The 19,865-nt window shown below is 60.3% G+C and carries 20 protein-coding genes; 12 read left to right on the plus strand and 8 right to left on the minus strand.

Going from position 1 to position 19,865, the window contains the following annotated elements; genetic code table 11:
- From FHT76_RS40225 to FHT76_RS40235, 3 genes are all read left to right on the plus strand, one after another.
- A partial coding sequence (locus tag FHT76_RS40225; protein WP_259186835.1) for an acyl-CoA dehydrogenase family protein occupies positions 1-171 on the plus strand: 171 nt, incomplete at its 5' end.
- A 96-nt stretch (positions 172-267) separates the two neighbouring features.
- A complete protein-coding gene (locus FHT76_RS40230; RefSeq protein ID WP_183759254.1) occupies positions 268-726 on the plus strand; it encodes a DUF4126 domain-containing protein in 459 nt (152 codons plus the stop codon).
- Entirely contained in the window at positions 726-2,093 is a 1,368-nt protein-coding gene (locus FHT76_RS40235; protein ID WP_183759255.1) for an FAD-containing oxidoreductase, read from the plus strand. The genes FHT76_RS40230 and FHT76_RS40235 overlap by 1 nt, the downstream gene beginning before the upstream one ends.
- 405 nt (positions 2,094-2,498) lie before the next feature.
- Here FHT76_RS40235 and ampC read toward each other — a convergent pair whose 3' ends face one another.
- Positions 2,499-3,683: a class C beta-lactamase gene (ampC, locus tag FHT76_RS40240; protein ID WP_183759256.1), complete on the minus strand. Its 1,185-nt coding sequence runs from the start codon at positions 3,681-3,683 to the stop codon at positions 2,499-2,501.
- Between the two features lie 214 nt (positions 3,684-3,897).
- Between ampC and FHT76_RS40245 the strand changes: the two genes are divergently transcribed.
- The 3 genes from FHT76_RS40245 (at position 3,898) to FHT76_RS41610 (ending at position 6,242) form a co-directional block, all read left to right on the plus strand.
- On the plus strand, positions 3,898-4,782 hold the full coding sequence (locus tag FHT76_RS40245) for a LysR family transcriptional regulator (protein ID WP_183759257.1): 885 nt from the start codon (positions 3,898-3,900) through the stop codon (positions 4,780-4,782).
- A gap of 87 nt (positions 4,783-4,869) precedes the next feature.
- Positions 4,870-5,706 (plus strand): nickel-binding protein, encoded by an 837-nt coding sequence (locus FHT76_RS40250; protein ID WP_183759258.1) that lies wholly within the window; start codon positions 4,870-4,872, stop codon positions 5,704-5,706.
- A gap of 206 nt (positions 5,707-5,912) precedes the next feature.
- Entirely contained in the window at positions 5,913-6,242 is a 330-nt protein-coding gene (locus FHT76_RS41610; protein WP_183759259.1) for a GNAT family N-acetyltransferase, read from the plus strand.
- A 26-nt stretch (positions 6,243-6,268) separates the two neighbouring features.
- On the opposite strand, the gene FHT76_RS40255 is transcribed toward FHT76_RS41610, so the two are convergent.
- Entirely contained in the window at positions 6,269-7,312 is a 1,044-nt protein-coding gene (locus tag FHT76_RS40255) for an NAD(P)-dependent alcohol dehydrogenase (RefSeq protein WP_183759260.1), read from the minus strand.
- 415 nt (positions 7,313-7,727) lie between these two features.
- Between FHT76_RS40255 and FHT76_RS40260 the strand changes: the two genes are divergently transcribed.
- The 6 genes from FHT76_RS40260 (at position 7,728) to FHT76_RS40285 (ending at position 13,334) form a co-directional block, all read left to right on the plus strand.
- Positions 7,728-8,183: a PTS sugar transporter subunit IIA gene (locus FHT76_RS40260; protein ID WP_183759261.1), complete on the plus strand. Its 456-nt coding sequence runs from the start codon at positions 7,728-7,730 to the stop codon at positions 8,181-8,183.
- 243 nt (positions 8,184-8,426) lie between these two features.
- Positions 8,427-9,452 (plus strand): sulfate ABC transporter substrate-binding protein, encoded by a 1,026-nt coding sequence (locus FHT76_RS40265; RefSeq protein ID WP_183759262.1) that lies wholly within the window; start codon positions 8,427-8,429, stop codon positions 9,450-9,452.
- Positions 9,453-9,460: 8 nt separating this feature from the next.
- Entirely contained in the window at positions 9,461-10,318 is an 858-nt protein-coding gene (gene cysT / locus FHT76_RS40270; RefSeq protein ID WP_183759263.1) for a sulfate ABC transporter permease subunit CysT, read from the plus strand.
- Positions 10,308-11,180 (plus strand): sulfate ABC transporter permease subunit CysW, encoded by an 873-nt coding sequence (gene cysW, locus FHT76_RS40275; protein ID WP_183759264.1) that lies wholly within the window; start codon positions 10,308-10,310, stop codon positions 11,178-11,180. Before cysT ends, cysW begins: the two co-directional genes overlap by 11 nt.
- A gap of 10 nt (positions 11,181-11,190) precedes the next feature.
- On the plus strand, positions 11,191-12,240 hold the full coding sequence (locus FHT76_RS40280; RefSeq protein ID WP_259186830.1) for a sulfate/molybdate ABC transporter ATP-binding protein: 1,050 nt from the start codon (positions 11,191-11,193) through the stop codon (positions 12,238-12,240).
- Between the two features lie 269 nt (positions 12,241-12,509).
- Entirely contained in the window at positions 12,510-13,334 is an 825-nt protein-coding gene (locus FHT76_RS40285; protein WP_183759266.1) for a cell wall hydrolase, read from the plus strand.
- Positions 13,335-13,344: 10 nt separating this feature from the next.
- Here FHT76_RS40285 and FHT76_RS40290 read toward each other — a convergent pair whose 3' ends face one another.
- From FHT76_RS40290 to FHT76_RS40315, 6 genes are all read right to left on the minus strand, one after another.
- The gene (locus tag FHT76_RS40290; protein ID WP_259186831.1) at positions 13,345-14,400 is read right to left on the minus strand and encodes an ABC transporter ATP-binding protein; all 1,056 of its coding nucleotides are present in this window, start codon (positions 14,398-14,400) and stop codon (positions 13,345-13,347) included.
- Positions 14,401-14,405: 5 nt separating this feature from the next.
- Entirely contained in the window at positions 14,406-15,236 is an 831-nt protein-coding gene (locus tag FHT76_RS40295; RefSeq protein ID WP_016557617.1) for a carbohydrate ABC transporter permease, read from the minus strand.
- A gap of 4 nt (positions 15,237-15,240) precedes the next feature.
- Entirely contained in the window at positions 15,241-16,176 is a 936-nt protein-coding gene (locus FHT76_RS40300) for a carbohydrate ABC transporter permease (protein WP_183759269.1), read from the minus strand.
- Positions 16,177-16,260: 84 nt separating this feature from the next.
- Positions 16,261-17,520 (minus strand): sugar ABC transporter substrate-binding protein, encoded by a 1,260-nt coding sequence (locus tag FHT76_RS40305; RefSeq protein WP_028758894.1) that lies wholly within the window; start codon positions 17,518-17,520, stop codon positions 16,261-16,263.
- Positions 17,521-17,557: 37 nt separating this feature from the next.
- The gene (locus FHT76_RS40310; protein ID WP_183759270.1) at positions 17,558-18,724 is read right to left on the minus strand and encodes a PLP-dependent transferase; all 1,167 of its coding nucleotides are present in this window, start codon (positions 18,722-18,724) and stop codon (positions 17,558-17,560) included.
- Positions 18,721-19,443 carry a FadR/GntR family transcriptional regulator gene (locus FHT76_RS40315; RefSeq protein ID WP_183759271.1) on the minus strand — a complete coding sequence of 241 codons (723 nt, stop codon included), beginning with the start codon at positions 19,441-19,443 and terminating at the stop codon, positions 18,721-18,723. Before FHT76_RS40315 ends, FHT76_RS40310 begins: the two co-directional genes overlap by 4 nt.
- Positions 19,444-19,865: the final 422 nt, after the last annotated feature.

Raw genomic sequence — 19,865 nt, forward strand, 5'->3', positions numbered from 1 at the left:
ATCGCAAGGCTTGCCCGCGACATGCTCGGCGGCAACGGCATCTCCGACGAGTTCGGCATTGCCCGCCATCTCGTCAACCTCGAGGTGGTCAACACATATGAGGGGACACATGACGTCCACGCGCTGATCCTCGGCCGCGCCGTCACCGGCATTGCCGCATTCGCGAATTGAGTCAAGCCAACCATCGGGCAAATTGAAAGCCGCGCGACATTGTGCCAGCTTTCCATGACCGCGATTAAATTGTGCGCGGCATAGGAGATGGGTCACATGCTTTTGTTTCTCGCATTTTTGATCGGCATTGTCGCAGGGCTTCGGGCCATGATGGCGCCGGCCGCCGTTGCCTGGGGCGTGGCTCTCAGCTGGTTTGATGTCTCGCAGACACCGCTTGCTTTTATGGGATATCGCTGGACGCCGTGGGTGTTCAGCCTGCTTGCCGTGGTCGAACTGATTACCGACCAGCTGCCCTCGACGCCTTCCCGCAAGGTACCGATGCAGTTCTCTGCGCGCATCATCATGGGTGCGCTGACCGGCGCCACGATCGGCGCCTCCGGCGCCTCGCTCGCAGGCGGGCTGATCGCAGGCATTGTCGGTGCCGTTGTCGGCACGCTTGGCGGTGCGGTGGCTCGTGGTAAGCTTGCCGCTGCCTTCGGCAAGGATAGACCGGCAGCGCTGATCGAGGACGCGGTTGCGATCATCGGCGCGCTCATCATCGTGGGAGCAGTGTGATGCCAAGTTTCGACGCCATCGTCATCGGGGCCGGCCAGTCCGGTCCCTTCCTTGCGGCCCGCATGGTTGCGAAGGGCATGAAGGTGGCGTTGATCGAACGAAAGTTCCTCGGCGGCACCTGCGTCAACGCCGGCTGCATGCCGACGAAGACGCTGGTGGCCAGCGCCCGGGCCGCCCATGTGGCGCGGCGCGGCGCTGATTATGGTGTGCTGATCCCGGGCGCCATCGATATTGACATGACCGTGGTGCGCAAGCGTGCCGAGGCCGTCACGATGAACGCCCGCAATGGGCTCATCAACTGGTTTGCCGGCATGGACGGCATGACCGTCATCTACGGCCACGCCCGTTTCGAGGACGCCCGTACGGTGACGGTCAATGGCGACACGCTGACGGCTCCGAAGATCTTCCTGAACGTCGGTGCGCGGCCGACCATTCCGGATATGCAAGGGATCGGCAGTATCGATTACCTGACGAGCACGTCGATCATCCATCTCGACCAGCTTCCGCGGCATCTTGCCGTCATCGGCGGCAGCTATATCGGGCTCGAATTCGCACAGATGTATCGCCGCTTCGGCGCCGAGGTGACGGTGATCGAGCGTGGCCCGAAGCTCGCGTCGCGCGAGGACGCTGACATCTCCGATGCGATCGCCGACATTCTGCGCTCGGAAGGAATAGCCGTGCACACGGACGCCGATGGGATCGGCTTCGCGACGACGACCGACGGGATCGAGGTCAGCATCGGCAATGGTCAATCGCCGATCGAGGCAAGCCATGTGCTTGTGGCCACCGGCCGCACGCCGAACACTGGCGACCTCGGGCTCGACAAGGCCGGTGTTGCCACTGACCGGCGAGGCTACATCACCGTCGACGACAGACTTGCCACCAATGTCGAGGGCATCTGGGCGCTCGGCGACTGCAACGGCCGAGGGGCCTTTACCCATACGTCCTACAACGACTTCGAGATCGCTGCCGCCAACCTGCTGGACGGTGAGGACCGCAAGCTCAGTGACCGCATCCTCGCCTATGCGCTCTACATCGACCCACCGCTCGGTCGTGTCGGGATGAGCGAGAAGGAAGCCCGCGCCACCGGCCGCAAGATCATGATCTCCACCCGTCCGATGAGCCGGGTCGGCCGAGCCAATGAGCGCGCCGAGACCAAGGGCTTGATGAAGGTGATCGCCGACGCAGAGACGCAACAGATTCTCGGTGCTGCGATCCTTGGGATCGAGGGTGACGAGGCGATCCACGGCTTCATCGACGCGATGAACGCCAAGGCCCCCTACCCGGTGCTGAAATGGGCGGTACCAATCCATCCGACGGTGTCCGAGTTGATCCCGACACTGCTGGGAGATCTGAAGGCGGTTTAGGCGGCGATCAGGCTGCACTTCACTCAGACGGGGCGCCGAAAATTGCCTTGCTGAAGTAAAAACAATATGGCGCTTCCGAGCGCCCCGTTCGGCGGTTTATGCCCGCAACTCCGGTCCCTCTGCAGCACTGCCGGAGGGAGCCCTCGCTTCTTCGGGGGACCATGTGTGCCACACAGGCACGTCCGAGGTTCAACTGGAGGGAGACCATTTTCTGCGGACCGTTGATGCGGAAGCTCACGTCCTTCCTTCGCACCCGGCGCCGATCCCCCCTCGCCGCAAAGCATTGCAGTTTATCCGCGACGGACGGCTCACTATCGTGTTGATCGGTGCGGCGTGGACGAAGGCTGCTATAATCATTGATGTCATTGCCGGAGCCGTGCGGCCTTATCCCCTATCTGCAGACGCTCAGTCGGCGTTGGCGGCCGGCAGATCGTCGTCGAGCGTCGCCAATATCTTGTAGGCCGCCTTTACACGCTCGCTGTTCGGATAGTTCTTGTTGGCGAAGAGCACGATGCCGATACTCTTCGATGGCACGAAGGCAACATAGGCGCCGAAGCCGTTGGTCGATCCAGTCTTGTTCAGAAGCATATTGTTCGCCGGCGGCCTTGGCGGCGACAGTTTCTCGATCTCATTGGCCTTCAGTGTCATGTCGGCCGAGTTGCCGGCCAAAAGCTGGTCGAGGGTGGTGGGATAATTATACATTTCCCAACCGAGGCCCTGGGTCATGCTGCCGACCTTGTAATAGCCGGTATGGGTCGCCGCGAGCGCCGATTGCGTGGTCTTGTCGAGATTGGAGCCATCCATGTTGGCTTCGACAAAGCGCAGCATGTCGCTTGCAGACATTTTCACGCCATAGGCCTCGGAATCCAAAACGCCTGGCGAAACACGGATGGCCTTGCCAGCCTTTGAGTATCCATAGGCGTAGTTCTCGTCGTCAGCCTTCGGAACCGTGATGAAGGTATGGCTAAGGCCGAGTGCCAAAAAAAGCTTCTGCTGCATCAGGTCATCGAAGGGCCAACCCATCGCCTTTGCGGCGGCGTAGCCGAACAAGCCGATGCTGGGATTGGAATAGACACGATAGGTTCCCGGGGCATAGGCGGGCTTCCAGCTCTTGTAGTAACCGACCATCGCCTTGTGGTCGGTGACGTCATCGGGGAACTGCAGCGGCAAGCCACCGGCCGTGTAGGTGCCGAGGTCGAGCATCGTGGCACCGGCAAGGCGGCTGGCGGCTAATTCCGGAAGATATTTGGCGGGACTGTCAGTAAAGGAGAGGTCGCCGCTCGCCTGAGCATAGCCCGCGAGGGTTGCGGTGAAGGTCTTGCTGACCGAGCCGATTTCAAAGAGCGTCGCGTCGGTCACCTTCTGTCCGCTTGCCTTCGACGCCACGCCGTAGTTGTAGGTGTAACGCTTTCCGCCGACTGTGACGGCAATTGCCATACCGGGGATATTGTTCTTCGCCATCAAAGGGACGGCGATGGCGTTGACGACGCCGGCAAGCTCGCTCTGGCGTTCCGCGGCGTGCGCGCCGGCGCCCATGAGGACTGAAGCGGTGGCGAGAATGCCAAGCGTGGATTGCGAAATATTTTTCATAATGGATACGGTGCCTCGGGTTGGTGGAATAGTCGCGGTGTCTCGGCACCGCGGCGGGCGTCCAATGCAAAATGCATTGAGATATCGGGCAATCCGACGGTTTCGGCGGTTTTCACGAAGCGGATCGGGTCAGGCGCGATTGATATACGAGGCCTGTACGCCCGTCTCAAACGACGATATCTAGAGCGAAGCATTAGAAAAATTTGGGTGTCCAATGGTTCGTCCGCATCTGCCGCTGAATGCGCTCAGAGCTTTTGAAGCATCCGCCCGGCACCTCAGCTTCACCAAGGCCGCGATTGAGCTTTGCGTCACGCAGGCTGCCGTCAGCCATCAGGTCAAGAGCCTGGAAACGCGGTTGAATGTGACGCTGTTCGAACGGCTGCCTCGCGGGCTGATGCTGACCAGCGAAGGCGAGACACTGCTGCCGGCGCTACGTGATGCCTTCGACCGGATCGCCGGAACACTGGAGCAGTTCGAGGGCGGGCACTATCGCGAAGTGCTGCGCATCGGCGCTGTCGGCACCTTTGCCGTCGGCTGGCTGCTGCCGAGGTTGCGTGCCTTTCAAGCCCAGTACCCCTTCATCGATCTGCGCCTCTCAACCAACAACAACCGGGTCGATATCGCCGCCGAGGGGCTGGACTACGCGATCCGTTTCGGTTCGGGTGCGTGGCATGGCATCGAGGCGTTGCGGCTCTTGGAGGCGCCGCTATCAGCCCTCTGCGTGCCCGAGATCGCCGCGCAACTGAGCGCGCCGGGCGACCTCCTGAAGCAGACGTTGCTGCGATCGTATCGGGCCGATGAGTGGTCGCAATGGTTTGCTGCCGCCGGGATGGAGGCGAGCCTGCTGCCGTTGAAAAACATCGTCTTTGATTCATCGCTTGCCATGATGGAGGCCGCACTGCAGGGCGTCGGCGTTGCGCTGGCGCCGACGCTGATGTTCTCCAGGCATCTGCTTGCCGAGGCGATCCGCCAACCCTTCGACATCACTGTCACCACGGGCAGCTATTGGCTAACCCGGCTGCAGTCCCGACCGGAGACCCCGGCGATGGCTTCCTTCCGCGGCTGGCTCTGCGAAGTGGTGGGCACGACGATGCTCTGAGGCTCGACGTCCCGTGCTGTGGACGTTGCGGTGGCAACGGCGTAGGATGCGGCCAATGCTGAGGGGCTCTCCGAAGGATGCACGAACGTGGCTATCTTCATGGACCGGCATGATCTTGCGGGTACATCCGCAGAAGACATTGCAGAAGCGCATCGCAAGGATCTGGCTGTCGAAGATAGGTATGGGGTGAAGTTCCTCACCTATTGGTACGACCAGCGGCGCGGGACCGCATTCTGTCTGATCGATGCGCCGGATGCCGAAACCGCGCAGTGCGTGCATCGCGAAGCCCATGGTTATATTGCCGGCGAAGTAGTCGAGGTGGCGCTATCGGCTGTCGAAGCGTTTCTTGGACGCATTCACGAACCTGAACAGAAGGCCGGCGAGACCGGCGTCGAACGGGATGCCGGCCATAGAGCGATCCTGTTTACCGACATCGTAGGCTCGACGGAGATGACATCGCGGCTTGGCGACCGGATGGCTGCCGAACTCGTGCGGGCGCACGATGCCATCGTTCGCCGCTGCCTGGCACAATGCGAAGGGCGGGAGGTCAAGCACACCGGTGACGGCATCATGGCCTCCTTCATCTCCACCCACGCGGCCGTCGGATGCGCGATCAGCATCCAGCGCGAATTCAGGATCTACAACGGCGGCACGCCGGAACCCATCCATGTCAGGATCGGGCTTGATTGTGGCGAGCCGATCGAGGACAGCCGGGACATCTTCGGCTCAACCGTGCAACTGGCCGCGCGGCTTTGTGCAGCGGCCGGGGTCGATCAGATCCTGGTTTCGGAGAACATCTTTCGCGAGCACGGCGCAGCCGATCTCTTCGCCAATGCATCACGGCGGGATCTCAAGGGATTCGCAAGGCCTGTACTGGCATTCGAGTGTGAGTGGGCTGATGCGGAGGGGGCGCAGACGAACTGACGCCTTGAAGTCTCGGGCCAAAGACAACGAAGGGGCGCAGGATGATCTCGATATCAGTCGCGAGGACCAAAGAGGGAGACCTGCGCATTTTTCTCCCCGGCGCTTGGCGAATGGGATGTGGCCGATCCGGCGGACTTGATCCTTAACTCTATCACCGACAGACCGGCGATAGCCTCGCCCAGCAATTCGGCTCGGCGGAGGCGCTAATGCTCGTTGCGAATTGGAGCGGCGTGCCGGCCGGCTGCATCGGTTTCAACGCCTTTGACGCACAGGCAGGCGAAGTCCACAAATTCTACGTTGATCCAGCCTTTCGGGGGCGACGCATCGGTCATGCCTTGATGGCGGCGGCGCTGGACGCGATTCGCCAAGCCGCGCACCGAACTGGCGCACACGACGATCTAGATGAGGCAGGCCGTCGCGTTGTACGAAGCCTTCGCCTTCCGACGCTGCGAGCCGTTCCGGACTGTTCCCGACGAGGTCCGGCATACGGAGATTTTCCTGTCTCGCAGCATCTCGGTTCGGCGGCTCTTCCTTGAGCCGCCGTGCGTGCCGCGTCGTCGATTTATTCCATCACGATCTGCAGCTTCACGTCGCCTGGACGCGCCTCGACGGCGCGGTCGAAGGCAGTGATGGAATCCTCGAAGCCGAATGTCTCGGAAATCAGCGGCTTCAGGTCGACACGGCCGGAGCCAAGCAGGGCGATCGAGCGTTCGTACTGGTGGGCGTATCGGAAGACGGTCTCGATGCGGATTTCCTTGGTCGATGCGGTCGATACGTCGAGGCCGATCGGATTGACCGGCAGGCCGACGGCAACGATGACGCCGCCCGGTCTCGGCAGCTCCATGATGGTCTCCCAAGCCTTCGGCGAGCCGGAGCATTCGAAGATCACATCGGCGCCCCAGCCATCCGTCAGGCGCGCAACTTCCTCGACGATGTTCTTCTCGCGGATATTGACGGGGATGACACCCTGATACTGCGCGGCGATATCGAGTTTCGGCTGAGCGAGGTCGGCGACGATGGCGCGGGCGCAGCCGCCGGCAAGCGCGGCGATCGCCACCATGGTGCCGATCGGGCCGGCGCCAAGGACGACGGCGGTATCGCCGGGGACGATCTTCGCCTTTGTCGCGGCCTGCATGCCGACTGCAAAGGGCTCAACCATGGCGCCTTCTGCGAAGCTGACATTGTCGGGCAGCTTATAGGTGTAATTGGCGGGATGAACGACCTCTGATGTCAGGATGCCGTGGATCGGTGGCGTCGCCCAGAAGGTGACAGCGGGATCGACATTATACATGCCAAGCCGGCTCGCCTTGGAATTGGGATCGGGGATGCCGGGTTCCATGCAGACACGGTCGCCGACCTCGAGATGCGTCACGCCAGCGCCGACTTCGACGACCGTGCCGGCGGCTTCATGACCGAGCACCATCGGCTCGTTGACGACGAATGGGCCGATTTTGCCGTGGGTGTAATAGTGGACATCGGAGCCGCAGACGCCAACCGTGTGGATCTTGATCTTCACCTGGCCGGGACCCGTATCCATCGGCAGGTCGATATCACGGAGCGCAAGTTCATGCTGGCGTTCGAGCACCAGCGCGCGGACTTTGGCCATTCTTCTGTTTCCTTCCCGTTGCCTCCCCGCACCGATCAAATCAGCGCGGCTTTGGCAAGCACTATAGGGCCCGAAGCCTTCGAAGTTCAATCGCGTTTCGAAGGCTTTTGCTCATGATGCGATGAATTGCTCAATCTTTTCAGATCGGCACGACCAGGGTCGAGGCCCTTGCCCCTCAGACTGCGACGTCCCTGGGCATTAAAGCTTGGAGCGTCCACCAGACATTTGGACGATCCTTATGCGATGTTTATATCTGAGGTCGGCTTTCGTGCTCGAACCTTTATCTCGTCTGGACATATGAACGCAGAACAATGTCGGCCCGGGAAATCAGTTTGCGGCATTGGAAGCGGCGCTAATCGGGTGTCAGCCGCGGCGCCCGCCGACGCGGCCTTGCACAAATGACAAGAGAGACTTCATGGACCTTTCGCTGATCATCCGTCCTGAGCACACATTCATCGGTGTTTCGGTTGCGACGAAATGGAGAGGATTGCAGGCGATTGCCGAAAAAGCTGCCCTCGCCTTCGGAATTGAAGGAAAGAAGATACTGCACGCCTTGGAAAGCCGCGAGAGCCTTGGCTCGACGGGTATCGGCAATGGTGTCGCTGTTCCGCATGCCGTGGTGGAGGGGATGACGCATCCGCGTGGCTTGCTGCTACGCTACGCCCGGCCACTCGATTTCGAGGCGGTGGACGATGTTCCGACTGATATCGTCTTCGCGCTTTTGTTTGGCGAAGCAAGCCGCGGCGAGTATCTGAACGTGCTGGCAGCAATCGCGCGTCAGCTGCAGACGCCGGGCATTCTGGCGGCCATGCGCAAGGCAAAGACTGCCGAAGAGCTCTATTCGGATTTTCTGGCCGACTCGCGCGTTTGACGAACAGGTAGATTTTCGGGGCGTTAAGTTGCGCTTTCCGTCTTCCTGGCAATGCCCAGCTCGGCCTCCGCGAGCTTAGTCCGAGGCTTTACCGGAATTGTGATCATCAAATCGAGCAAGTCCATTTCGAAAGCGCGCTTCAATTGGGATGGCATTCCAGAGAGCATGGCGGAACAGAAAGATTCTTCGTTTCATTATACGACCAACTTGGTAGAGTTTCGGCCACCAACGAAGGAGGTTTCTATGCAGTCAATAAGGATCACACGGCTTCTCGCGGCTGTGGCGCTGGCAGGCAGTGTCGCAATCGGCGCCGTCGCGCCCGCATTCGCGGATCAGACGCTTCTCAACGTATCCTACGATCCGACGAGGGAACTGTATAAGGATTTCAATGCCGCCTTCGCTGCCAAGTGGCAGAAGGACACCGGTGAGGCTGTTACCATCAAGGCTTCGCATGGCGGCTCTGGCGCGCAGGCGCGGTCGGTCATCGATGGGCTTGATGCCGATGTCGTTACCCTTGCCCTCGAGGGCGACATTGATGCGATCGCTAAGAAGACTGGCAAGATTCCTGCGGATTGGAAAACGAAGTTTCCGAATAACTCGACGCCTTACACCTCTACGATCGTCTTTCTGGTTCGCAAGGGCAATCCGAAGGGCGTCAAGGACTGGGCCGACCTGGTAAAGGACGACGTCCAGGTGATTACGCCGAACCCGAAGACCTCTGGTGGTGCGCGCTGGAACTTCCTGGCGGCCTGGGCCTGGGCCAAGCAGGCGAATGGTGGTGATGACGCCAAGGCGCAGGAATACGTGACGAAGCTGCTGCAGCATGTTCCGGTTCTCGACACCGGCGCGCGCGGTGCAACGACGACCTTCGTTCAGCGCGGTCTCGGCGACGTTCTCCTGGCCTGGGAAAACGAGGCCTACCTTTCGCTCGAAGAGCTCGGTCCCGACCAGTTCGAGATCGTCACCCCGGCGTTCTCGATCCGGGCTGACCCGCCGGTCGCCGTTGTGGATGGCAATGTCGACAAAAAGGGCACTCGCAAGGTCGCCGAAGCCTATCTGAACTATCTCTATTCGGACGAGGGGCAAAAGATCGCGGCCAAGCACTTCTATCGGCCGATCAAGCCGGAAGCTGCAGACAAGGCTGACATTGCGCGCTTCCCGAACCTGAAACTTGCGACGATCGACGATTTCGGCGGCTGGAAAGAAGCGCAGCCGAAGTTCTTCGGCGATGGCGGCGTATTTGACCAAATCTACAAGCCGGCACAATAATACGTCGCATGAGATCACATAGCCCCACGCGGTGGCGGTTCAGACGGCCGAGCGTCATTCCAGGCTTTGGAATGGCGCTCGGCCTTACCTTGACCTGGCTCACCCTTCTGATCCTCATCCCGCTTTCAGGCCTCGCCTGGCGGTCGAGCGAGCTTGGCTGGGAAAAATTCTTCGCCATCGCCTTCGATCCTCGTACCCTGAGCGCCCTTCGCATCAGCTTTGGCGCCGCCTTTGCGGCCGCCTGCATCAACGTCGTTTTCGGCGTCGTGCTGGCTTGGGTGCTCGTGCGCTACCGGTTCCCTGGCAAGCGCATCATCGACGCAATGGTCGATCTGCCTTTCGCGTTGCCGACCGCGGTTGCTGGTATCGCGCTGGCGACCCTTTATGCGCCGAACGGCTGGATCGGCCAGTTCCTGACGCCGCTGGGCATCAAGATCGCTTTCACGCCACTCGGTATCGTCATCGCGCTTGTCTTTGTCGGCTTGCCCTTCGTGGTGCGCACGGTTCAACCTGTCATGGAGGAGATCGACAAGGAGGTGGAGGAAGCTGCCGCAACGCTTGGCGCCACGCGCCTGCAGACGATTTTCCGCGTGCTGCTGCCGGGCTTGATGCCGCCGGCCCTGACAGGCTTCGCTCTCGCCTTTGCCCGCGGTGTCGGCGAATACGGCTCGGTAATCTTCATTGCCGGCAACCTTCCGTTCCGGTCGGAGATCGCACCGTTGCTGATTGTCATCAAGCTCGAGGAATATAACTATGCCGCAGCAACGGGCATCGCCGCAATGATGCTGGTGATTTCGTTTGCCATGCTGCTGATCATCAACCTCATCCAGAGCTGGCGCAGACGGAGGTACGGCTATGGCGTTTGATACGAGCCTTCAGCCGACAAAGGTGCGCTCCGCCGTCACCGAACATCGGTTTGCGCGCTGGACGCTGATCCTTGCCTCGCTGGTCTTCCTGACGCTGATCCTGCTTCTGCCGCTGGCGGCCGTCTTCGTCGAGGCGTTCCGCAAGGGTGCGGGTCCGTTCCTCGAGGCGCTGCAGGACGAGGAGACCTTTTCGGCTATTCGCCTGACCCTCATCGTGGCCGGCGTCAGCGTTCCCCTCAATCTGACCTTTGGCATCGCGGCCGCCTGGGCGATTGCCAAGTTCGAGTTCAAGGGCAAGGCTTTCCTGACAACGTTGATCGACCTGCCGTTTTCGGTCTCGCCTGTTATTTCCGGCCTCGTTTTCGTCTTGCTGCTTGGTGCCAACACCCACCTCGGCCAATGGCTGAGCGCTCATGACATCAAGATCCTGTTTGCCGTGCCGGGATTGATCCTGGCGACCATGTTCGTCACCTTCCCGTTCGTGGCGCGTGAACTGATTCCGCTGATGCAAGAGCAAGGTACGAGCGACGAAGAGGCGGCGATTTCGCTCGGCGCCAGCGGCTGGCAGACCTTCTGGCACGTGACCTTGCCTAATATCAAATGGGGCCTGCTCTATGGTGTATTGCTTTGCAATGCCCGCGCCATGGGCGAATTCGGGGCTGTATCCGTGGTTTCCGGTCACATCCGGGGACAGACGAACACCATGCCGCTGCAGGTGGAAATTCTCTATAACGAGTACAATTTCACCGGCGCGTTCGCCGTCGCCACGCTGCTTGCCTTGCTTGCGCTCGTAACCCTTGTTTTGAAGACGCTGCTCGAGATGCGATACAGCGAAGAAATCGCCGCCAGCCGACGGCACTGAAGGAATTAGAATGGAAGTTCGCGTACAAAACCTGCGCAAGGAATTCGAACGCTTTCCGGCGCTGCACGACGTCTCGCTCAATATCCGCTCCGGCGAGTTGATCGCGCTGCTCGGCCCGTCCGGATCGGGCAAGACGACGCTGTTGCGGCTCATTGCTGGCCTGGAGAGCCCGACGGAAGGGTTGATCTATTTCGGAGACGAGGACGCGTCAAAGAAGACCGTGCAGCAGCGCAACATCGGCTTCGTGTTCCAACACTATGCCTTGTTCAGGCATATGACAGTGCTGGAAAATGTGTCCTTTGGCCTGAAGGTGCGCGATAGCTCACGGCGCCCGCCCAAGGCGGAAATTCGCCGGCGGGCGTTGGAGTTGCTTGAACTTGTCCAGCTCTCGGGTCTTGAGAAGCGTTATCCGGCTCAGCTTTCCGGCGGCCAGCGCCAGCGCGTCGCGCTCGCACGCGCCATGGCGGTCGAACCGAATGTACTGCTGCTCGATGAGCCTTTCGGCGCCCTCGACGCCCAAGTTCGCAAGGATCTGCGCAAATGGCTGCGCGAGATCCATGATCGCACGGGTCACACGACGGTCTTCGTCACGCATGACCAGGACGAGGCGATGGAGCTTGCTGACCGCGTCGTTGTCATGAGCCAGGGCGCGATCGAGCAGGTCGGAACCCCCGATGAGGTTTACGACAATCCGAACTCCCCCTTCGTCTTCGGCTTTGTCGGACAGTCCAACTGTCTCGACGTCAGGGTCAACGGTGGAGAGATCTGGTTCGAGGATAGGCCGCTCGGCCTCAAGGTCGAGGGCGAAGCGGATGGAGACGCTCAACTATATTTCCGGCCGCACGACATTGAATTGCGCGATGGCTGTGGCGGCTGCATCGCCGGTTTGCTGACGACGAGCCGGCGCGTCGCTGGTACGCGCCACATCGAGGTCGACATCCGCAAGGGGCATCCGCCGATCGAATTGGAACTATCGCCAGCGCAGGCCGGCGCCCTCGACCGCACGAGGATCGCCTTTCGACCAACGCGATGGAAGTTGTTCCGGTCCGACGACAAATGAAGGGCCGACGCGGTCGTTAGTCGATCGAATCAGGCTGGAGCGGCACGCTGGTTTCGGCGGTTGCATCCGCTTTGAAAGTGTGACCTGTGATGGAAAGTGTCGCTGTTTTCAGTGGGTGGCGAGAGCGCTAATCAGCCTGTGCAGGCGGGCCAAAAGCGGCCAAATCAAATTGTGATACTGATTGGGTTTGAAATTTACCTTAAACGCAGGTAAAAAAGCGACCACTTAATCGAGAAGGGCTTACTACTCTAAATAGGGGGCACCTGACATTGAGGGCGCATATAGCGTTGGGAAAATCTCTCGCCGGGATCCTGTTGGCGGGCGTGGCAGCGGCGGGCTGCACGACCGCACAGCAACCGGCTTCGAAGGTGGCGAGCCAGGTCAGCAAGCCCAAGAATGCGGCGCAAGCGGCGCAGTCAACCAAAGTTACTTTCAATTACACGGCCAAGGACCGCGATTGCCTCAAGCGGGCAATGTACTTCGAATCCGAACATTCTGATCGCGACGGCTACATGGCGGTCGGAACGGTGGTCATGAACCGTCTGACATCGGGGGCCTATCCCGATTCAATCTGCGGCGTCGTTGCCCAACAGAGGCAGTTTGCGCCTGGCGTGATGACGCGCGAAGTCGAGCCGACGGCTGAGGTCGAACTGACGGACGCTGCAGATGCAATTTTCCGCGGCGAACGGCATCCAGGCGTCAAGAACGCGATGTTCTTCCACACAGACGGTCTGTCGTTCCCGTATCGCAATATGCACTACGTAACGATTGCCGGCGGCAATGCGTTCTACGAGAAGCGTGGGCGGGACGGCGAGCTACAGACGCCGGCGCCCCTGCCCGCCTACGAAGTCGCGATGAACTACCTGCCTGGCCAGAGCAAGATGCCGGCGCAGTTTGAGGTACTCGTACCGACGACCGTTCCGGTGCCGATCCCGATGCCGGGCACAGTGGCCATTTCAGGTGCGGAACCGGCGCTGCCGGCGACCGAAGCGGTGGTGCCCGCCAGCAAGGAGGCCGTGATACCGGTTGTTATTCCGACGCCGCGACCAGACTTCAATAGTGCCGTTCTGCGCGGCAGCCTCGCCCACGGCTGAGGCTGCTCGCCTATTTTGCCCTGTTTCCATCCGCGTCGAAGACGTGCAGATGCTGCGCGGGGAACGACACGTTGATCGTCGGACCGGATGTCAGCGTGGTCCGGTCGAGCGTGAAGATCTTGAATGGCAGAGCGTGCAGCGACAGGTGCAGGATGATGCCGAAGCCGGTCGGTTCGACCAATTCGACGTTCGCGTTCAGGCCACCCTGATCGGTAATGACCACATGCTCCGGCCGAATCCCCAGTGTCACCTTTGCGCCGTTTGCGAGTGACAGGGGTGCGGCGAGCGGGACGACCGTTCCGTCCTTCAGGCGAACACCACCATCCGCATAGGTCGCGTCGAGGAAATTCATGCCCGGCGAGCCGATGAAGCCGGCGACGAAGAGGTTGGCAGGCGTATCATAAAGCTCGAGCGGGCTGCCGACCTGCTGCACGACGCCGCCGTGCATGGCAACGATCCGGTCGGCGAGCGTCATCGCCTCGATCTGGTCGTGGGTGACGTAGATCGACGTCGCCTTGAGGTCGCCATGCAGCTTCTTGATTTCGGCACGCATCTGTTCGCGCAGGCGTGCGTCGAGGTTCGACAGCGGCTCGTCGAAGAGGAAGGCCTTCGGTTGGCGCACTATGGCGCGGCCCATGGCCACGCGCTGACGCTGACCGCCTGAAAGCGCCTTCGGCCTGCGTTCGAGCAGCGGGTCGAGACCGAGCTTGGAGGCGGCAGCACCGACAGCGCTGGAGATCTTTTCCTTGGCCGTCTTTCTTAGCTTCAGGCTGTAGCTCATGTTGCCGGCGACATTCATGTGCGGATAAAGGGCGTATGACTGGAACACCATGGCGATGTCACGGTCCTTCGGATGCAGTTCGTTGACGCGGTTGCCGGCAATGCGGATCTCACCGCCGGTGACGTCCTCGAGTCCCGCGATCATTCGCAGCAGGGTCGACTTGCCGCAGCCGGATGGGCCGACGAGCACGACGAACTCGCCGTCCTTGATCCTAAGGTCGACGTCGTGCAGCACCTTGACGGGACCATAGGCCTTCTTGACGTTCTGGATATCGATCGATGCCATTTTGATTAACCCTTGACCGCGCCGGCCGTCAGGCCCTGGACGAGATAACGCTGGATGAGCAGGAAGAAGAGACCGGCCGGGATGAGCGCGAGCACGCCCGCCGCCATCATCTGCCCGAAATCCACGGAGAATTTGGAAACAAAGGTCAGAAGCCCGACCGGGAAGGTTGCCGCGTCATTGCCGTTGATCAGCATGAGGGCAAAGAGCAGTTCGCTCCACGCGGCGGTGAAGACGAAGCCGAGCGTTGCCGCGATGCCGGGCAACGTCAGCGGCAGGATGATCTGCCGGAAGGCGGTGAACTGCGTTGCACCGTCTATCATGGCCGCCTCCTCGAGATCCTTCGGAATGCCGTCGAAGAAGGACTGCATCAGGAAGGTAGCGAAGGGCACGTTGAAGGCGGTGTAGACGACAACGAGGCCGGTGAGGCTGTTCGTCAGATGCAGTGGCGTCAGGATCTTGAAGATCGGGGCCACCAGCATGACGAGCGGGAACATCTGCGTCAAAAGCATTAACGCGACGATCCAATACTTGGCCCGGAAGTTAAAGCGCGACAGCGCATAGCCGGAAAGAGAGGCGCAGATCGTCACGACGATCGCCGTCGAGGCCGAGACGATCAGGCTGTTCTTGAAGAAAGTCGGGAAGGCGCTGTGCTGGATGACGAAGGAATAGTGTTCCCAGGTCGTGCGCGACGGCCACATCCGAACGCCCTCGGTATAGAGCAGGTCGTTCGGCGTCACCGATACCTTGAGAAGCCAGAACAGCGGAAACAGCGCGAAGACGATGTAGCAGAGAATGGCCAGGCGATGCGCGATGGTAGGGAGAATGGATCGCTTCATGGCATCAATCCTTGTTCAGCAGGGTCTGCCGCAGCAGGATGATCAGCATCGAATAGGCAAGCAGCAGCACCAGCAGCACCAGCGCGATCGCCGAGGCGTATCCGAAGTCCAGGCGCTTGAACGCCTGCGTGAAGATGTAGCTTGCGACGATCTGCGTCCGGTCGGCCGGCCCACCGCCGGTCATGACGACAATCAGGTCGGCGAAGTTGGACACCCAGACGGTGCGAAGCAGCACGGTGATGGCAATCGTCGGCGCAAGGAAGGGCAAGGTGATCGAGCGGAAGCGCTGGAACCAGCCGGCGCCGTCGATGGAAGCTGCCTCGTAGAGATCACGCGGAATTGCCTGGAGAGCGGCAAGTAAGGTGATCGCGAAGAAGGGAATGCCCCACCAGACGTTGGCGATGATCGGTCCCCACATCGCATGTTGCGGATCGGAGAGGATGTTGGCGGGTTCGCTCATCAGGCCAAGCGCAAAAAGCCAGTGCGGGATCGGCCCTATCACCGGATTGAACAACCAGGCCCAGTTCAGGCCGGCGAGGAAGGAGGGAACGGCCCAGGGCAGAAAGACCAGAGCCTGCACGACGCCCCTGCCCCAGAACGGTTTGTCGAGCAGCAGCGCCAGAATGAGGCCGAAGATGAATTGCAACAGGACGGAGGCGCCTGTCCACAAGAGCGTATTCTTCAGCGCACCATAGAAGGCTGCGTCTTTCGACAGCGCCCGGAAATGCTCGAGCCCGATGAAGCCGCCCGAAAACGGATTGAGCAGCTGGATGTCGCGAAACGCATAGGACACCCCGATCACCAGTGGCACCAGCATCACCGCAATGATCAGGACCAGTGACGGCGCACTATAGAGGTAGGGTTCGGAGGCATCAGCGATGCGCTTCAGCCAGGGGCGTCTGTCCTGGCGCCTTTCCAGCGTATCGGCAGTGAGGGTCATCAGGCAAAATCCGTTTCGCGGCGCAATCTGCGCCGTCGCAAGACAGTGAAAGAGGCGGCGGACAGGTCCGCCGCCGGTGGGCCGTTACTTCTTGGCGAGGAACTTCTGCTGCGCCTTGGTCAGATAATCTGCCCACTGGTCAGCCAGCTCCTTCGGCGTGATGTCGCCGAGAAGCGCCTGCTGCGTCGTCTTGATGGCGAGCGAGTCTTTGAAGAAGGCGAACTCTTCCAGGTAGGTCGGCATCACGGTCGGAACGATGTTCGGGTCGGCCAGCTCTTCGAACCAACCCTTGAACTGATCGCCTGCGTAGAAGGGGTCCTTTTCGGCCGAGGTGTGAACCGGAAGAGCGCCCGTACGCTTGTTCCACTCGATATTGCCTTCCGGCGATTCAAGCGTCTCGATCAGCTTCCAGGACAGATCCTTGTTCTGGCTGGTGGTGAACATCGACCAGCCAGCGAAACCGATTGTGGTGAAGCCCTTGCCGCTTGGACCGACTGGCATCTTGGTCACCCCGAAATCGTCCGGCTTCATGCGCTGGGCAACCGCGATCAGAGCGTCCGGATCCTGGTCGAGCATCGCGCAGGTGCCGGAGTAGAATCCGGCGACGGTTTCGTTGAAGCCCCAGTTGACGCTGTCCTTCGGCGTCAGGCCCTTCTTGTAGAGGTCGACGACCCATTCGAGACCCTTTGCCCAGCCTTCGCTGTTCATCGTCGAGGTGCCATCCTCGTTGAAGAACTTGTTGGAGCCGGCCATTGTCGCGCCGAACATCACCCAGCCGTTCAGGCCGCCCGGACCGCCGCGCAGGCAGTAACCCGACTTGCCGGGAAGCTTGGAGACCTTTTCGGAGGCGGCCACGAAATCGTCGAGCGTCTTCGGCGGTTCGGAAACGCCGGCTTCCTTGAAAAGGTTCTTGTTGTAGAACAGCGCACGCAGGTAGAAGCCGTAAGGCAGCATGTAGGCGGTGTTCTTGACATCGCGGCCGAGTTCAAGCGCGCGCGGCGTCAGGCCCTTGGTGTGCTCCCACTTGGCGAGGTAAGGTTCAAGGCTTTCGAGCATGCCGTTGTTGGCATAGAGGGAAAGCCAGGTGTCGGGCATTTCCATGACGTCGGGAGTGTCGCCGGCCGAAACCATGGTGGCGAACTTCTGGAAGGCTTCGTTCCAGGGCAGCGAGATGATGTCGACCTTGGTCCCGGGGTTTGCAGCCTCGAACTTGCCGACGATCGACTTCAGCGTCTCCGTACGCTCGGGGCTGGTGATAACCTCGACCAGTTTCAGTGTGGTATCGGCGAGTGCCGTACCGGCCATCATCGTGGCGAGTAAAGTGGCGGTGATCAGTCTTTTCATGCTTGCTCCCCCTTTTCAGGTTTTTCAGGTTGTGAACTTAAGAGGCGACCGCCAATGCCGCCTCGATGTCCTTCCACAGGGCCTCGGTTCCTTCGAGACCGACGTGGAGGCGTACGGACCGTGCATGGATCCCGAAGGTATGCGCGGAATTCGGTTGCGCCTTCTGCTGAAGGACGACCTCGCCTGGTACGATCAGGCTTTCATGTCCACCCCAGCTCACTCCCAGTTTGAAGAGCTTGAGGTGATCGGCGAAGGCACGAATATCGACGCCCTCACGGAATATGAAGGAAAACAGGCCCGAAGTGCCGTTGAGACCGGACGGCAGGCGATTGGCAAGGCCCGGATGGCAAACCGTCTCCACCACGTCGAGCTCCTTCAGCCGCTTGGCGATCGTCATCGCAGCTGCCTCATGCGCGCGCATACGGATCGGCAATGTGCGCAGGCCGCGGATCAAAAGCCACGCATCAAAGGGCGAGAGCTTGCCGCCGAGATAAGGATAGGCCTCCGCCTTGATGCGGGCGATCATCTCTTTGGAGCCAGCGACGACGCCAGCGACGACGTCGCTGTGGCCGCCGAGATACTTCGAGGCCGAATGGATGACGATATCGACGCCGAGCGATATTGGCTGCTGGAAGTACGGGCTCGCCCAGCTGTTGTCGATCATCGTGACCAGGCCATGCTTCCTAGCGAGTGCCGCGAGCGCACCGACGTCGTGGGCGTCCATGACCCAACTCGTTGGGCTTTCCATATAGAATACCTTGGCTCCGGGCAGTGCCTTTGCGACGGCCTCTTCGTCGCGGCCATCCACATAGGTCACCTCGACCTTCATGCGCTTCAAGATCGTGCCGAAGAGCCGGAAGGCATCTGGATAGACGTGTTTGACCGCAACGATACGGTCGCCCGGCTCGACGAAGGACAACACCGTCGACGAGATCGCCGCCATGCCGCTTGCAAAACCTAACGCGTCTTCGGCTCCTTCAAGCTTTGCCAGCATTTCCTCAAACATGCGAACAGTCGGATTGAGCCCGCGGGTATAGATCGGGCGAACCTTCTCGCCGCGATAGGAAGCGATCATGTCGTCATAGTTCGAGAAGGTGAAAAGCGAGGTCTGGAAGATCGGCGGCACGACCGCTTCCGCGAAGTTTCCTTCGTCGTGTGCGGTGATGAGCGAGGCAAGATCGAACGCGTTCGCGCCGTTATTCATTTGGACATTTCCTTGATATCTTCCTCGACGACATCGAGGATCTTCAGTGTTTCTTCTCGCGCGGCCTCAACATCCTGGGCAGCGATGGCGTTGAAGAGCGTGCGATGAAAGGGAAAGGAGCGGCGAGCAAAATCCTCGCGCTCGAACGGGTGTTCCCAGAACTGCCAGAAGGTTTCGCGCATCTGTTCAAGAAGCTGGCGAAAAAGCGGATTGTGGGTCGCATCATAGATGGCGAGATGGAAGGCGAGGTCTTCCGGGCCTGATGTGCCTTTCTCGATATGGACGCGTTCCATCTCGTTGAGGTTCTGTTCGATGAGGACGAGATCCGTGTCGGTCCGCTTTCTCGCGGCAACCATGCAGGCCTCGCATTCTATCCCGCGACGCACCTCAAGCGTCTGTAGAAGGGCGTCCCGCAGATGGCCGGTATCAAGCGACAGCGGCATGTGGATCGTCGCCTTGGAAACCGGTTTCAGCAGATAGGTCCCGCTTCCCTTTCGCGTTTCAATGACGCCGAGGGCCTGGAAGTGGCGTATTGCCTCCCTAATGGTTGAGCGGCCGACCATCAGTGCTGACATCAGTTCACGCTCTGCCGGCAGGCGGTCGCCAGCCTTCAGTTGCGCGCTCTTGATGTAATCCGCCAGTGCGTCCGTCACCTGACGCGCGCGATCGATAGCCGGTAGTGGCCGGATCACGGGCCTGTCGCTCATTGATGCCCTCATGGTTCCCCATTTTATTCTTAGGCAATCGACCAAATTGGTCTGACATCTTAGCATTTCCCAAACTCGCGGATCCGTCAAGTCTGCTTTGACTTAGCCCGGCCGCGATCGAAAATAACCGACACCAGCTACGTTGCGGCCACTCACCAAGATCAGGTTGCTTGTTCGATCTGACAACGAACGTTCTGGTCGGTGCCAGTCAACCGGAACAGCTGGTCATGGCTGAAAGACTTCCTTGGCAAGAAGTTCCAGGCGACATTTCAATAAGTTATCGGATCGCAGTGAGCAGAAAGGAGGGTGATGACCTTGCACCATCCCTTCATGCCTTGCGATCGTGCCCACTGCAGTGGTGTAACTGGACGGCTCTGGTCCCATGCTCTCCGGCGTGAGCCGGACTGATCAACGTGCCACTGCCGGCAAGCTGA

It is taken from the genome of Rhizobium sp. BK176 (genome assembly GCF_024808055.1).

Coding starts and splice junctions, on each gene's coding strand:
- FHT76_RS40230 (WP_183759254.1), top strand. CDS start 268: ATGCTTTTGTTTCTCGCATTTTTGATCGGCATTGTCGCAGGGCTTCGG.
- FHT76_RS40235 (WP_183759255.1), top strand. CDS start 726: ATGCCAAGTTTCGACGCCATCGTCATCGGGGCCGGCCAGTCCGGTCCC.
- ampC (WP_183759256.1), bottom strand. CDS start 3,683: ATGAAAAATATTTCGCAATCCACGCTTGGCATTCTCGCCACCGCTTCA.
- FHT76_RS40245 (WP_183759257.1), top strand. CDS start 3,898: ATGGTTCGTCCGCATCTGCCGCTGAATGCGCTCAGAGCTTTTGAAGCA.
- FHT76_RS41610 (WP_183759259.1), top strand. CDS start 5,913: ATGCTCGTTGCGAATTGGAGCGGCGTGCCGGCCGGCTGCATCGGTTTC.
- FHT76_RS40255 (WP_183759260.1), bottom strand. CDS start 7,312: ATGGCCAAAGTCCGCGCGCTGGTGCTCGAACGCCAGCATGAACTTGCG.
- FHT76_RS40260 (WP_183759261.1), top strand. CDS start 7,728: ATGGACCTTTCGCTGATCATCCGTCCTGAGCACACATTCATCGGTGTT.
- FHT76_RS40265 (WP_183759262.1), top strand. CDS start 8,427: ATGCAGTCAATAAGGATCACACGGCTTCTCGCGGCTGTGGCGCTGGCA.
- cysT (WP_183759263.1), top strand. CDS start 9,461: ATGAGATCACATAGCCCCACGCGGTGGCGGTTCAGACGGCCGAGCGTC.
- cysW (WP_183759264.1), top strand. CDS start 10,308: ATGGCGTTTGATACGAGCCTTCAGCCGACAAAGGTGCGCTCCGCCGTC.
- FHT76_RS40280 (WP_259186830.1), top strand. CDS start 11,191: ATGGAAGTTCGCGTACAAAACCTGCGCAAGGAATTCGAACGCTTTCCG.
- FHT76_RS40290 (WP_259186831.1), bottom strand. CDS start 14,400: ATGGCATCGATCGATATCCAGAACGTCAAGAAGGCCTATGGTCCCGTC.
- FHT76_RS40295 (WP_016557617.1), bottom strand. CDS start 15,236: ATGAAGCGATCCATTCTCCCTACCATCGCGCATCGCCTGGCCATTCTC.
- FHT76_RS40300 (WP_183759269.1), bottom strand. CDS start 16,176: ATGACCCTCACTGCCGATACGCTGGAAAGGCGCCAGGACAGACGCCCC.
- FHT76_RS40305 (WP_028758894.1), bottom strand. CDS start 17,520: ATGAAAAGACTGATCACCGCCACTTTACTCGCCACGATGATGGCCGGT.
- FHT76_RS40310 (WP_183759270.1), bottom strand. CDS start 18,724: ATGAATAACGGCGCGAACGCGTTCGATCTTGCCTCGCTCATCACCGCA.
- FHT76_RS40315 (WP_183759271.1), bottom strand. CDS start 19,443: ATGAGGGCATCAATGAGCGACAGGCCCGTGATCCGGCCACTACCGGCT.